The organism is Bradyrhizobium sp. HKCCYLS2038 (genome assembly GCF_051167655.1).
Taxonomy (GTDB): domain Bacteria; phylum Pseudomonadota; class Alphaproteobacteria; order Rhizobiales; family Xanthobacteraceae; genus Bradyrhizobium.
The window spans coordinates 677999-691190 of the sequence record NZ_JBNPTM010000003.1 but is presented as its reverse complement, the minus strand read 5'-3'; the positions used below and the strand labels follow the sequence as shown (position 1 = coordinate 691190).

Genomic DNA, 13192 nt, shown 5'->3' with positions numbered 1-13192 from the left:
GGCGGCGACAGCTGTTGCGCGCTCGTGGCTGCTGATTTTCGGGGTGCAGGTCGCGTCTGCCGAGTTCCATCGCGAAGAATCCGCGAAGCATTCGCGTCCATGCGGGGGCAACGCCGTGCCGAGCATAAGGCGCAACGCGTGTTCTTCTTTCGCACCGCCACGAGAATGGTCCGAGAATACACCAAAAGTGCCCCGCGAGCGCTGCGACCCCAACCCTAATCGCTGTCACGGTGCCGCCAATAGGTGATCGGACCGGAGCTGGTGGGCGCCGGGATGTGGGCCGTGATCCAGATAACGTGACTAAGACAGCAGTTTGGAGGTTGGAATGAAGACGGTGAAGAGCCTTGTACTTGGCTCGGCGGCGGCGTTGCTCGCTGTCGGTGGAGCTCAGGCCGCCGACCTTCCGATCAAGGCGAAGGCGATCGAGTATGTGCGGGTCTGCTCGCTGTATGGCGCGGGCTTCTTCTACATTCCCGGAACCGACACGTGCATCAAGCTGGGCGGCTATATCCGCGTCGATGCCGCGTTCAATACCAACAACATTTTTCAAAATCAGGCCAACGGTGTCGGCGGTGCCCGCAACCGCCTCAGCAACTACTACACGACCCGCTCGCGCGCCGATTTGACCATCGATACCCGCACGGCGACGGAGTACGGCGTCGTCCGCACCTTCTTCGAAGGTGCGTTCCAATTCACCGGCGGTAGCGTCACCGGGTCGAATCCGTCGACCTTCACCGGTGACGCGATCGGCGGCGGCACGCTCGGTGTCTTCAACGCCTTCATCCAGTTCGCCGGCTTCACCATCGGTAGGGCCCTGTCGCAATTCGATGCACCCTGGGCGAACTATCCCGGCAACAACTTCGACGGCCTGGCCGGTGGCGGCGGGACCATCACCGGTGTGAACCAGTTCACCTATACGGCTGATTTCGGCTCCGGCATCACGGCGGCGATTTCGGCACAGGATCCGACGCTGTACTCGCAATCCAACATCTTCAACACGACGGGACAGACCGCGGCCGGCGTGCTCACCGGCAATTACGGTACGACGTCGTTCGGCGGCAACGTGGCTCCCGACATCATTGGTATGGTGCGCGTCGATCAGGCCTGGGGTCTCGTCCAGGCGTCGGTCGCGGTTCACGACAACCACACCGCCTTCAACGGTGCCACCGAGGTCACGGGCCATCCGGCTGACAAGTGGGGCTACGCCGCCCAGGTGGCGTTGTCGGTCAAGAACATCCCGACCGGTGTCGGCGACACGATCAACGTGCAGGGCGTCTACACCAACGGCGCCAGCCGCTACAATTTCCAGAGCCTCTCGCCGATCAACTACGCGATGTACGGCGGCAGCAACATGGCCGGCGCCTACCAGAGCCTCGGCTTCGCCGGCGTCTCCGACTCCGTGTTCGCGGCGGGCACCCAGCAGCAGCTGACGACGACCTATGGTGTCCGCGGCGCGTTCACCCACAATTGGGATCCGTTCTGGAACACGGCCGTCTACGGCTCCTATGCCGCCGTGCGTTACAACGCCACGGCCAAGGGCCTGATCTGTAACGGCGCAGGCATCGTCGATCTGAAGATCGCGGCGGCCAACTGCAACCCCGACTTCAACATCTCGACGCTGGGTGTGATCACCCGCTGGACGCCGGTCAAGAACCTGACGTTCTCGGCCGATGTGGCCTGGACCCGGCTGGATCAGAAGTTCACCGGCACCGCTGTCGCTCCGGCCGTCGCCGCCGTGGCGAAGCCCGCAGCCACCTACCAGCTGAAGGACCAGGATTCGGTCTCGATGCTGCTGCGCGCCCAGCGCAACTGGTGATCAGGGGCGAGCGGCGAATCGGGAGTAGCGAATAGGGCTGACGGACAATCGATCGTCAGCCTCGTTCCTCGCTACTCGACAACGGACCCACGGCGCAGATCGGCCTCGATCTGCAGCCGTGATCCGCCGCCGAAGCGGGCGCGATAGACCTGCAGATTCTCCATCACGCGCTGCACGTAGTTGCGGGTTTCCGCGAACGGGATCAGCTCGACCCAGTCGACCGCGTCCACCTTGGGATCGCGCGGGTCGCCGTAGCGATCGATCCATTTCTTCACGCTGCCGCGGCCGGCATTGTAGGCCGCGAACGTCATGATGTAGGAGCCGCGGTAGTCCTCGAGCAGGCCGCCGAGTTCGGCTGCGCCAAGCTGGGCGTTGTAGACCGGGTCGGTCTTCATCCGGTTCAGGTCGAAGCTGACGCCGGCACGCTTGCAGACGTAGCGGCCGGCATCCGGCGTCACCTGCATCAACCCATAGGCTTGCGCCGGGGACACCACGGCCTGGTTGAAGGCGCTTTCCTGGCGCGCGATCGAGAAGATCACGCTCTGCTCGACCTCGGGCCCGATCGACCGGAACGCCGGAATGCCGTTGACCGGATAGGCGTAATGGTCGAACGGCAGCCCGCGGTTGAGGGCAGCCTTGCCGACCAGCAGCATCGCGCGGGCGTCACTGTGCCGCCCGGCGATCTCGGCAAGACCGACCAGCACATCCGGATCGCCATTGTCGCCCATGTCGGCGAACATCGGGATCGCGACCTCGCCTTCGTCGAGTTCGTACAGCAGCTGCGCGGCGCGTACGACTTCGAGCCGCTCGACGCCACGGCCGCGGCCGGTCGGGGCTCCGTTCAGCCCGAGCTGCGGCAGGCCGAGCTTGGCCCGCGCCAGCTGCCCGTAATAGCTCGTCGACTGCTCGGCTGCCGACGTATAGGCCGCGCGCGCCTCCTGGGCGCGACCCATCGCCTCCGCGGCGCGGCCCTGCCAATAGCCGGCCCGCGCCAGTGTGGTCGGATTGACGCTGCCCACCCCGATGCGGGCGAAATGCTGCGCGGCGGTCTGGGGATCGTTGAGGAATCGCAGCGCGATCCAGCCGGCGGTGAATTCCTGCTCGGTCTTGTAGATGTCGCGATTCGGCAGCGCCGCGTCCCGCGCGATCAGATAGGCGCTGCGGTAGTCGCCGCTGTCGATCATCTTGCGCGCCAGCAGACGGCGCTCGATCCACCATTCGTCGAGATTGTGCAGCCGGCCCGGATCCTTCGGCGCGCTCAGCATCAGCTGCGCCGCCTCGGTGAATTTCTCGTCGCGGCGGAGCAGCTGGATGCGGCTGAACATGTAGCCGGCGTCGCCATGCAGCTCGTGCGGAACGGCGTCGAGCAGCGCGCGGCTGTTGGCAGCCTTCCGATAGGCTGCGATCCTCGCCTTTGCCAAAGCCACATAGCCGGAACCGAGGCGCTTGGCCGCGCGCAGCGCCGCCTCGTGCTCGCTGCCATACAGCAGCGTGTCCATCCGCGCCTTGTGATCGCCTCCGGAGATCAGCGGGCCGAACTGGTCGAGAATGTTGTTCTCGGTGTCCTCCGACATCGCATCGCCGCGCCAGGCCTCGCGCACCAGGCGTTCGGCATTGGCACGGTCGCCGCGATTGAGCATCACGCGGGCAAGCGCGAATCGGCCCTTGGCCGAGAGTGGCGACTCGTTCTCGAACCAGGACCACACCACCGCGTCGTCGCGCTTGTCGTCCCATAGCGCGGCTTCGAGGCGGCGGCGCAGGAAGCTCTGCGATGGCCAGCTCGGATTGGCGGTGATGAACGCCCGATAGCGCTCGACGCTGGCATTGTTGTTGTCGCTGCGCAGGATCACCCATTCGGCGAGCTTGCGGGCAACCGGATCGGAGATGGCCTGCTCGACCTGGGTGGCGTCGTCCGGCTTGCGCTTGCGCACCAGCTCGATGACGTTACCGAGCGCCTCCTTGTCGGATTCCGAGGTCGAGGACGTCGCGGCGACAGCGGCGGGAATCACCGGCTTGCGGGAGGCGGGCAGGGCGGCGTGCTGGCGCGGGGGCAGGCTCGGCGCGGCCGCTCCGGGCGTGAGGTCCCTGGGAGCCGTCCGCGGCGGCTCACCGGAGCCCTTGGCGCCTTTCGTGTCGGCCTTGATCTCCGCGCGGGCGTCGGACTTGCTGCGAATCTCCGCAGTGTCAGTCGGGCTCGCAGGACTCTTGGGCGTTGCGCCGCGGGCGATCGGCCGCGCCTTCGGCAGCGGCACCTTGTCCTTGGCCTGGGCGACGTCTCCGCCTGCGCATCCGAGCGTCAGGCCCACGGCCAGTGACACCGAGAGAGACAGCGACAGGGCGGTCGATCGCAATGCGGCAGCGCGGGCAAAAAAGGGCACGGCGTTCCTTTGCGGCGGATGACTTCGATCCCTGACGACCTTGGTCTATCGAAAAGGTGAACAAATCCTAAATGTACTGGGATCGGTTGCAACCTGCGCCAACACCGCGGCAAAATCACGACCGAAGGGCGGCGGTGCGATACTGCAACGCAAAACCGAGGTCTGGCCCGGCGCCGGAAACGGCGTCGTTTCATGCGCCCCCGGACGGTGCACACCCGAAGCAGCTGATTCGCCGGGGGGTGAGGTGCTTGTTGAGAAGGCAGCTCTGGCGAGGGCGGGCCTTCCGCCCTGTCTCTGGACCCGGTATGAAGTGCGCTTGGACAGGGCCGCACGCGTTTGGGAGGGAGTTCCATGGCAGCCAAGACGAATTTCCGAGGCTCTTTTACCGCCTTGGTCACTCCTTTCAAGAACGGGGCGGTCGACGAGGCGGCGTTTCGCAGCCTTGTGAACTGGCAGATCGACGAGGGCACCCACGGGCTCGTTCCGGTCGGCACGACCGGCGAGAGCCCGACGCTCAGCCATGACGAGCACAAGCGGGTGGTCGAGTGGTGCATCGCCGAGGCCAAGGGCCGCGTGCCGGTGATCGCCGGCGCTGGCTCCAACTCCACCAAGGAAGCCGTCGAGCTCGCCCAGCATGCCGAGAAGGCCGGCGCCAATGCAGTGCTGGTGGTGACGCCGTACTACAACAAGCCGACCCAGGAGGGTCTCTACCAGCACTTCAAGGCGATCAACGACGCGATCGGCATCCCGATCATCATCTACAACATCCCGCCGCGCTCGGTGATTGACATGTCCGTCGACACCATGAAGCGCCTGTTCGAGCTCAAGAACATCGCAGGCGTCAAGGATGCCACCGCCAGCATGGTGCGTGTCTCGCAGCAGCGCGCCGCGATGGGCGAGGATTTCAACCAGCTGTCGGGCGAGGATGCGACCATCATCGGCTACATGGCCCATGGCGGCCATGGCTGCATTTCGGTGACCTCGAACGTCGCGCCGCGGCTGTGCTCGGAGTTTCACACCGCGTGGCAGAAGGGTGACGTCGCCGCGGCGCTCAAGATCCACGACAAGCTGATGCCGTTGCACACCAACCTGTTCATCGAGTCCAACCCGGCGCCGGTGAAATACGCGCTGTCGCTGCTCGGCAAGATCGACGAGAAGCTGCGGTTGCCGATGGTGCCGGTGTCCGAGCCGACCCGGATCGCCGTGCGCGACGCCATGGTCCATGCCGGGCTGATCAACTGAGCGGCCAATCGGCCGAGGTCTTTTTGCAAGTCTGAGGGGGAAGCGGACATGTTGAAGGAATTTCGTGAATTCGCCATGAAGGGCAACGTCGTCGACCTCGCGGTCGGCGTCGTCATCGGCGCGGCGTTCGGGGCCATCGTCAACTCGCTGGTCGGCGACATCATCATGCCGATCATCGGCGCGGTCACCGGCGGCCTCGACTTCTCGAACTACTTCATCGCGCTGTCGAAGAAGGCGGCCGAGGCGACCAATCTGGCGGACGCAAAGAAGCTTGGCGCTGTCCTCGCCTATGGCAGCTTCCTGACGATCACGCTCAACTTCTTCATCGTTGCTTTCGTGCTGTTCATGGTGATCCGCGGCATGAACAAGCTGAAGCGCAAGCAGGAGGCGGCTCCCGCGGCTCCGCCGAAGCCCTCGGCCGAGGTCGAGCTCCTGACCGAAATCAGGGATCTCCTGAAGAAAGCCTGACGTGGCCAACAAGAACGAGCCGAAGATCACCGTCGCCGCCGAGAACCGCAAGGCGCGGTTCAACTACGCGATCGAGGACACCATCGAGGCCGGCATCGCATTGACCGGCACCGAGGTGAAATCGGTGCGCGGCGGCAAATCGACCATCGCGGAATCCTATGCGGATTCGCGCGATGGCGAGATCTGGCTGATCAACGCCAACATTCCCGAATATCTGCAGGCCAACCGCTTCAACCACGAGCCGAAACGGCCGCGCAAGCTGCTGCTCCATCGCAAGCAGATCCACAAGTTGATGGGCGCGGTCGAGCGCGAGGGCATGACGCTGATTCCGCTCAAGCTCTATTTCAACGAGCGCGGCCGCGCCAAGCTGCTGCTCGCGGTGGCCAAGGGCAAGAAGCTGCACGACAAGCGCGAGAGCGAGAAGAAGCGCGACTGGGGCCGTGAGAAGGGCCGGCTGTTGCGGGCGCGTGGCTGACGCAGCCTCGCGGCGGTCTCGGACGCCGATAGCCAAGCCAGGGAAGCAATCCGATGCCTCAGAAGAATCTGTTGCACGTCGACTGGAGCGCGATTCCGGCGCCGATCGATGATGGCGCCGCTGATCATCTGGTCGGGATGACCCTTCCTTCCATCGGCCTGCGCGCGACCGACGATACGCTGGTCGATTTGTCGGCTCTGCCGGGGCGCACCGTCGTGTTTGCCTATCCGCGGACCGGCGAGCCCGGCAAGGTGTCGCTGGTCGAGGACTGGGACATGATCCCGGGCGCGCGCGGCTGCACGCCGCAGACCTGCAGTTTCCGCGATCTGTTCGGCGAGCTGAAGGCGGCCGGCGCCGCCCATGTGTTCGGGCTGTCGACGCAGAGCAACGCCTACCAGACCGAAATGGCCTCGCGCCTGCACCTGCCGTTTCCGGTGCTGTCCGACGAGACGCTCGAGCTGACCAACGCGCTGCGGCTGCCGACCATGGAGATCGTCGGGCTGACCATGATCAAGCGGCTGGCCTTGATCGTGGATGATGCACGCATCACGCAAATGTTCTATCCGGTGTTTCCGCCGGACCGGAATGCAGGCGATGTGTTGGCGTGGCTGAAGGATCATCCGGCGCGCGAGGCTACGTAGGGTGGGCAAAGCGGCGCCATCAGGCGGCGCGTGCCCACCGGCGGTGCCGGCGAGGGACCGCGGTGGGCACGGCGCGCGAACTAGCAACGCTAACGACAAAGATCCGGGCGCGCCTTTGCCCACCCTACGAGCTAATCCAGCTCCGCCTTCACCCGCGCGAACACGGCGTGAAACATCTCGGTCGTGAGCACGCCGGTGTTCGTGTTGTAGCGTGAGCAGTGGTAGCTGTCGTACAGCCTGATCCCGCCGGCCTGATGCACGGCGCCATGCGCGAACGGGGCGGTGACGGCGCGAAGTCCGAGCAGCTTGAGCAGCGTGTCGTGCGAGATGCGGCCGAGCGCGACGATGCTGCGCAGGCGCGGCATCGCGGCGATCGTGGCGCCGAGAAACGTGCGGCACTGGTTGATCTCGGCCGGCAGCGGCTTGTTCTGCGGCGGCACGCAGCGCACGGCGTTGCTGATTCGGCAATCCACCAGCGTCAGCCCGTCGTCGGGGCGCGCCTCGAATCGCCCCCGGGCGAAGCCGTATTTCAGCAGCGTCCCGTACAGCAGTTCGCCGGCGTAATCGCCGGTGAACGGCCGTCCCGTGCGGTTGGCGCCCTGCAGCCCCGGAGCCAGCCCGACGATCAGCAGGCGGGCATCGGCCGCGCCAAACGAAGGCACCGGCGCATTGAACCAGGACGGCTCGCGCGCCCGCTGCGCCTCGCGGAATTCCACGAGGCGCGGGCACAGCGGACAGTCTCGGTTCGGATCGGTCGACGATGGAGAGGCGCTTGCGGGCACCGCGCCCTTGGCGGGCCTAGTCCTCGAAATCTTCATCGTTCGGAGTTGTCGTGGGGGTCCGTGCTGCGGGCGCCGTCGAGCGCTGCAAGAATTGCGGGGAATGGTGGCGCGGCTCGCGCGGGGCAGGACGTTCCGACGGGTCGCGACCGAGCTTCGACTGCAGCTCCATGAGATCGGTGAAGACGTCGGCCTGGCGCCGCAACTCGTCGGCGATCATCGGCGGCTGGCTCGAGATCGTGGAGATCACCGTCACGCGAACGCCGCGGCGCTGCATCGCTTCCACCAGCGAGCGGAAGTCGCCGTCGCCCGAAAACAGCACCATCTGGTCGATGTGCTCGGCGAGCTCCATGGCGTCGACGGCGAGCTCGATATCCATGTTGCCTTTGACCTTGCGGCGGCCGCTGGCGTCGATGAACTCCTTGGTCGCCTTGGTCACGACGGTATAGCCGTTGTAGTCGAGCCAATCGATCAAGGGGCGAATCGACGAGTACTCCTGATCCTCGATGATCGCCGTGTAATAGAACGCCCGGAGCAGCGTGCCGCGGCTCTGAAATTCCTTGAGCAAGCGCTTATAATCGATGTCGAAGCCGAGCGTCTTGGCCGTTGCATATAGGTTGGCGCCATCAATGAAGAGCGCAATCTTGTTGGTCGAAGATGACATTCAGTGTCTCGCGTTCAGTTAGCTTCTGTTTTTTGGCGCGACTCCAGTCGGTCGCGCTTTCCATCTCAAGATATACTGCGCAGGCGTCGAGCGGTCGGTCTGGTGTGAGGTTACCGCAAACGGAAGCGATCAGGGCAACAAAGGCGCAGTTGTGACGACGCAATGAAGCGTTTTCTTGTCCATGCCCGTTATTATGCGGACCAGGATGGCCGCCAGTTCAAGTCCCCGGATTGACACTGCCTGCCGGATACCTGGGCCGATCGCCAGTTTGGCCTTGCGAAACCCGGTCAGCCTCTATAACTAGCCCAACATAATCAGCATATTAAGCACACAACCGACCGGAGCGACAATCGATGGCGCGCGTCACCGTGGAAGATTGCATCGACAAAGTGGACAACCGGTTCGACCTGGTCCTCCTGGCCGCGCACCGTGCCCGTATGATCTCGTCCGGATCACAACTTACAATTGATAGAGATAATGACAAGAATCCCGTTGTGGCACTCCGGGAAATTGCGGATTCGACCATTTCTCCCGAGGATCTGAAGGAAGAACTGGTGCATTCGCTGCAGAAGTTCGTCGAAGTCGACGAGCCCGAGCCCGATACGGTGCCGCTGATCGGTTCGGCCGGCGCCAGCGTCGATGCCGACGACACCGAGGTGGCCGTCGAGCGCATGACCGAGGAAGAGCTGCTGAAGGGCCTCGAAGGCCTCGCGCCGCCGGAAGAGCAGCCGGAAGAGGACGAGTGACCTCGTCAGACTCGCGGCTTCAAATTAACTTATGAGATTGTGAAGGCCCGGACCACGTCCGGGCCTTTGCATTTGGGCGTGATTTCGTGATTACCATAGGAGAAATGGATCGAGCGCGGGCACCGCCGAATCGCTCCCAAAGATAAAGGTTTAGACAGTTTTCATGGTGGTCTCGCGCCACACTCCTTCGCAGATGCAAGCTGCAGCCGAACCGGCCGTGGCAGCCCCGTCGGCCGAGCGGCCGCGATCGCAAAAGCCGCGCTCGCGGATGATGCGGCAGTACGATCTCGTCGAGCGGGTCCGCTCCTATAATCCGGACACGAACGAGGATCTGCTCAACCAGGCCTATGTCTACGCCATGAAGGCGCATGGGTCGCAGACCCGGGCTTCCGGCGATCCCTATTTCACCCATCCGCTCGAGGTCGCGGCCATTCTGACCGACCTCAAGCTCGATGACGCCACCATCGTCGCTGCGCTGCTCCACGACACGATCGAGGACACCGAGGCGACGCGCGCCGAGATTGACCGCTTCTTCGGGCCGGAGATCGGCGCGCTGGTCGAGGGCCTGACCAAGCTGAAGCGGCTGGAGCTGGTGTCGCGCGAGGCCAAGCAGGCCGAAAACTTGCGCAAGCTGCTGCTGGCGATCGCCGACGATGTCCGCGTGCTGCTGGTCAAGCTCGCCGACCGCCTGCACAACATGCGCACGCTGGAATTCGTGCCGGAGGCGTCGCGGCGCCGAATCGCCGAGGAGACCCTCGACATCTATGCACCGCTGGCCGGCCGCATGGGCATGCAGGAAATGCGCGAGGAACTGGAGGATCTCTCGTTCCGGACGCTGGACCAGCAGGCCTATGACGTCGTGATGCAGCGGCTCGATGCGCTTGCGGAGCGCAACCGCAACCTGATCGGCGAGATCGAGAGCCAGCTGGCGCGCAAGTTTCGCGACCACGGCCTGACCGCGCGCGTCTCGGGCCGGCGCAAGCGCCCATTCTCGATCTGGACCAAGATGGAGCGCAAATCGGTCGGCTTCGAGCAGCTGTCGGACATCTTCGGCTTCCGCGTGATCATGCCGGATGTCGAGTCCTGCTACCGCGCGCTCGGCATCGTGCACACGACCTGGCCGGTCGTGCCGGGCCGGTTCAAGGACTACATATCGACGCCCAAGCAGAACGACTACCGCTCGATTCACACCACGGTCATCGGCCCCGGCAAGCAGCGCGTCGAGCTGCAGATCCGCACCGAGGAGATGGACCAGATCGCCGAGCTCGGCATCGCGGCGCATGCCTTCTACAAGGACGGCATCGGCTCCCCGACCGAGCTGCTCAAGCGCGAATCGAACGCCTTTGCCTGGCTGCGGCACACCATCGGTATCCTGTCGGAGAGCGCCAATCCGGAGGAGTTCCTCGAGCACACCAAGCTCGAGCTGTTTCACGATCAGGTGTTCTGCTTCACGCCGAAGGGCAAGTTGATCGCGTTGCCGCGCCACGCAAACGTGATCGATTTCGCCTATGCCGTGCACACCGACGTCGGCAACAGCGCCGTCGGCTGCAAGATCAACGGCAAGTTCGCCGCGTTATCGTCGGAGCTGCAGAATGGCGACGAAGTCGAGGTACTGACGTCGGACGCGCAGTCCGCGCCGCCGTCGGCCTGGGAGACGCTGGCCATCACCGGCAAGGCGAGGGCGGCGATCCGGCGGGCGACGCGCACCGCCGTGCGCGATCAATATGCCGGGCTCGGCCGGCGCATCGTCGAGCGACTGTTCGAGCGCACGAAGCTCGAATATGCCGACGACAAGCTCAAGGGCGCGTTGCCGCGGCTGGCGCGGGCCTCGATCGAGGACGTCATGGCGGCGGTCGGGCGCGGCGAGATCAAGGCCTCCGACGTCGCCCGCGCGATGTATCCGGACTACAAGGAAGAGCGGGTCGTGCGCTACGGCGCCAAGAAGACCGCGGCGGCGACGACCGCGGCCAAGGCAGCGGCGCCGCCCGCGGCCGAGCCGCATCGTGGTCCGTTCGCGATTCCGATCAGCGGGTTGAATTCCGGCCTGCCGGTCAAGTTCGCGCCCAATGGCGGCGCCGTCCCGGGCGACCGCATCGTCGGCATTGTGACGCCGGGCGAGGGGATCACGATCTATCCGATCCAGTCGCCGGCGCTGAAGGATTTCGAGGACGAGCCCGAGCGCTGGCTCGACGTCCGCTGGGATGTCGACGAGACCTCGCCGCAGCGTTTTCCGGCGCGCATCCGGGTGGAGAACGTCAACGAGCCCGGCAGCCTGGCGCAGGTCGCGACCGTGATCGCCGAGCATGACGGCAACATCGACAACATCAGCATGAGCCGCCGCTCGCCCGATTTCACCGAGCTGACGATCGACCTCGAGGTCTACGACCTCAAGCATCTCTCGGCGATCATCAACCAGCTCCGCGCCAAGACTATCGTGGCGAAGGTCGACCGCGTGAATGGCTAATCTGCCGGTTTGGCGGCTTCGTTCTGTCACCGGATAGCGCTAAACCACGCGCATGGTTTTCAAGAGTTCTGCGAGCCGGCCCATGTCAGATCGTTTGAAGTCAGATACTTCGAAATCACACCCTCCGAAGCTCCGCCTCGGTGTCAATGTCGACCACGTCGCGACCCTGCGGAACGCCCGCGGCGGCCGCAGCCCGGATCCGGTGCGGGCCGCACTGCTCGCGATCGAGGCCGGCGCCGACGGCATCACCGCGCATCTGCGCGAGGACCGCCGGCACATCCGCGACGACGACATGATCAGGTTGAAAGCCGAGACCTCCAAGCCGCTGAACTTCGAGATGGCGGCCACCGAGGAGATGGTGCGCATCGCGCTTGCGACCCGCCCGCACGCCTGCTGCCTGGTGCCGGAACGGCGCGAGGAATTGACGACGGAGGGGGGCCTCGACGTGGTGGGGCAGCACAATGCTTTGGCGCCCGCGATTGCCCGGCTGAGCGAGGCCGGGATCCGGGTCTCGCTGTTCATTGCCGCCGACCCGGCCCAGATCGAGATGGCGGCGCGGCTGCGTGCGCCGGTGATCGAGATCCACACCGGCGGCTGGTGCGATGCCATCACCGATGGTCATCACGAGAAGGCCGAGGCCGAGTGGCAGCGGATCGTGGCCGGCGCCCGGCAGGCCTATGCGGCGGGCCTCGAAGTCCATGCCGGGCACGGCCTCGATTATGCGACCGCCGAGCAGATCGCGACCCTGCCGGAGTTCGTCGAGCTCAACATCGGCTACTTCATGATGGGCGAGGCGCTGTTCGTCGGCCTGGGCGAATCGGTGCGAACCATGCGCGCGGCGATGGATCGCGGCCGGAGCCGGGCGGCATGATCATCGGCATCGGCTCCGACCTGATCGACATCCGGCGCGTCGGCGAGGTGATCGAGCGTCATGGCGAGCGCTTCCTCAACCGCATTTTCACCCCGGCCGAGCGCGCCAAGGCCGAGCGGCGGGCCAAGAACGAGAAAATGGTGGTCGCGACCTATGCCAAGCGATTCGCCGCCAAGGAGGCCTGTTCCAAGGCGCTCGGCACCGGCATCCGCCATGGCGTGTGGTGGCGCGACATGGGCGTCGTCAACATGCCGGGTGGCCGGCCGACGATGCAACTCACGGGTGGTGCTGCAGAACGCCTGAAGGCGCTGACCCCCGAAGGTTGCGAGGCCCGCATCGATCTGTCGATCACCGACGACTGGCCGCTGGCGCAGGCGTTCGTCATAATTTCAGCCGTGCGCCGCGACACGACCTGAATGATCGCGGCCTTCGGTCCGGAAAAACAAAAATGCAATCGATTCCAGCACGTTATAGAGTTTTGATGCGGCCGTTGATTGCGCGGGCCGGAACAGTCGTCTAAAACCCGCCAAATCGAGCGACTGCAGCAGGGGCCGGTCCTGGGTCATACCGGGATTGGCCTTCACCACCAGAATCAGGACAGAATCCCTTAAACTGCGGAACGTTAGGTTGTTCGCGGGGCGGGAGGGG

13 protein-coding genes are annotated in these 13192 nt (G+C 64.9%); 9 read left to right on the top strand and 4 right to left on the bottom strand.

The window, feature by feature from the left end; all coding sequences use genetic code 11:
- Window positions 1–325 precede the first annotated feature (325 nt).
- Window positions 326–1816 carry a porin gene (locus ACQR1I_RS17075; protein ID WP_434866790.1) on the top strand — a complete coding sequence of 497 codons (1491 nt, stop codon included), beginning with the start codon at window positions 326–328 and terminating at the stop codon, window positions 1814–1816.
- Between the two features lie 71 nt (window positions 1817–1887).
- On the opposite strand, the gene ACQR1I_RS17070 is transcribed toward ACQR1I_RS17075, so the two are convergent.
- The gene (locus tag ACQR1I_RS17070) at window positions 1888–4194 is read right to left on the bottom strand and encodes a transglycosylase SLT domain-containing protein (protein ID WP_434866791.1); all 2307 of its coding nucleotides are present in this window, start codon (window positions 4192–4194) and stop codon (window positions 1888–1890) included.
- Between the two features lie 351 nt (window positions 4195–4545).
- On the opposite strand from ACQR1I_RS17070, the gene dapA reads away from it, so the two are divergent.
- From dapA to ACQR1I_RS17050, 4 genes are read left to right on the top strand one after another with little or no spacing between them, the layout of a single operon-like run.
- Window positions 4546–5436 carry a 4-hydroxy-tetrahydrodipicolinate synthase gene (gene dapA, locus ACQR1I_RS17065; RefSeq protein WP_434866792.1) on the top strand — a complete coding sequence of 297 codons (891 nt, stop codon included), beginning with the start codon at window positions 4546–4548 and terminating at the stop codon, window positions 5434–5436.
- A gap of 48 nt (window positions 5437–5484) precedes the next feature.
- Complete coding sequence (gene mscL, locus ACQR1I_RS17060) at window positions 5485–5904, top strand: large conductance mechanosensitive channel protein MscL (RefSeq protein ID WP_434866793.1); 420 nt, start codon at window positions 5485–5487, stop codon at window positions 5902–5904.
- 1 nt (window position 5905) lies between these two features.
- Entirely contained in the window at window positions 5906–6379 is a 474-nt protein-coding gene (gene smpB, locus ACQR1I_RS17055) for an SsrA-binding protein SmpB (RefSeq protein ID WP_434866794.1), read from the top strand.
- Between the two features lie 53 nt (window positions 6380–6432).
- Entirely contained in the window at window positions 6433–7020 is a 588-nt protein-coding gene (locus tag ACQR1I_RS17050) for a peroxiredoxin (protein WP_434866795.1), read from the top strand.
- A gap of 131 nt (window positions 7021–7151) precedes the next feature.
- Here the strand turns inward: ACQR1I_RS17050 and ACQR1I_RS17045 are convergent, their stop codons facing one another.
- The gene (locus ACQR1I_RS17045; RefSeq protein WP_434866796.1) at window positions 7152–7838 is read right to left on the bottom strand and encodes a uracil-DNA glycosylase; all 687 of its coding nucleotides are present in this window, start codon (window positions 7836–7838) and stop codon (window positions 7152–7154) included.
- A complete protein-coding gene (locus ACQR1I_RS17040; protein ID WP_434866797.1) occupies window positions 7819–8463 on the bottom strand; it encodes an NYN domain-containing protein in 645 nt (214 codons plus the stop codon). Before ACQR1I_RS17040 ends, ACQR1I_RS17045 begins: the two co-directional genes overlap by 20 nt.
- Window positions 8464–8816: 353 nt before the next feature.
- Between ACQR1I_RS17040 and rpoZ the strand changes: the two genes are divergently transcribed.
- The 4 genes from rpoZ (at window position 8817) to acpS (ending at window position 12960) form a co-directional block, all read left to right on the top strand.
- Complete coding sequence (gene rpoZ, locus ACQR1I_RS17035; RefSeq protein ID WP_006612728.1) at window positions 8817–9209, top strand: DNA-directed RNA polymerase subunit omega; 393 nt, start codon at window positions 8817–8819, stop codon at window positions 9207–9209.
- 163 nt (window positions 9210–9372) lie between these two features.
- Entirely contained in the window at window positions 9373–11673 is a 2301-nt protein-coding gene (locus ACQR1I_RS17030) for a RelA/SpoT family protein (protein WP_434866798.1), read from the top strand.
- Window positions 11674–11755: 82 nt separating this feature from the next.
- Window positions 11756–12544, top strand: coding sequence for a pyridoxine 5'-phosphate synthase (locus ACQR1I_RS17025; RefSeq protein ID WP_434866799.1), 789 nt, complete (start codon window positions 11756–11758; stop codon window positions 12542–12544).
- Window positions 12541–12960 (top strand): holo-ACP synthase, encoded by a 420-nt coding sequence (acpS, locus tag ACQR1I_RS17020; protein ID WP_434866800.1) that lies wholly within the window; start codon window positions 12541–12543, stop codon window positions 12958–12960. Before ACQR1I_RS17025 ends, acpS begins: the two co-directional genes overlap by 4 nt.
- Here acpS and ACQR1I_RS17015 read toward each other — a convergent pair.
- Entirely contained in the window at window positions 12934–13128 is a 195-nt protein-coding gene (locus ACQR1I_RS17015; RefSeq protein ID WP_434866801.1) for a hypothetical protein, read from the bottom strand. The genes acpS and ACQR1I_RS17015 overlap by 27 nt on opposite strands.
- Window positions 13129–13192: the final 64 nt, after the last annotated feature.

Excerpts from the sequence above, each read along its gene's own strand:
- ACQR1I_RS17025 (WP_434866799.1), top strand. The coding sequence starts at position 11,756 with ATGTCAGATCGTTTGAAGTCAGATACTTCGAAATCACACCCTCCGAAG.
- ACQR1I_RS17045 (WP_434866796.1), bottom strand. The coding sequence starts at position 7,838 with ATGAAGATTTCGAGGACTAGGCCCGCCAAGGGCGCGGTGCCCGCAAGC.
- acpS (WP_434866800.1), top strand. The coding sequence starts at position 12,541 with ATGATCATCGGCATCGGCTCCGACCTGATCGACATCCGGCGCGTCGGC.
- ACQR1I_RS17075 (WP_434866790.1), top strand. The coding sequence starts at position 326 with ATGAAGACGGTGAAGAGCCTTGTACTTGGCTCGGCGGCGGCGTTGCTC.
- mscL (WP_434866793.1), top strand. The coding sequence starts at position 5,485 with ATGTTGAAGGAATTTCGTGAATTCGCCATGAAGGGCAACGTCGTCGAC.
- rpoZ (WP_006612728.1), top strand. The coding sequence starts at position 8,817 with ATGGCGCGCGTCACCGTGGAAGATTGCATCGACAAAGTGGACAACCGG.
- ACQR1I_RS17030 (WP_434866798.1), top strand. The coding sequence starts at position 9,373 with ATGGTGGTCTCGCGCCACACTCCTTCGCAGATGCAAGCTGCAGCCGAA.
- dapA (WP_434866792.1), top strand. The coding sequence starts at position 4,546 with ATGGCAGCCAAGACGAATTTCCGAGGCTCTTTTACCGCCTTGGTCACT.
- ACQR1I_RS17050 (WP_434866795.1), top strand. The coding sequence starts at position 6,433 with ATGCCTCAGAAGAATCTGTTGCACGTCGACTGGAGCGCGATTCCGGCG.
- ACQR1I_RS17040 (WP_434866797.1), bottom strand. The coding sequence starts at position 8,463 with ATGTCATCTTCGACCAACAAGATTGCGCTCTTCATTGATGGCGCCAAC.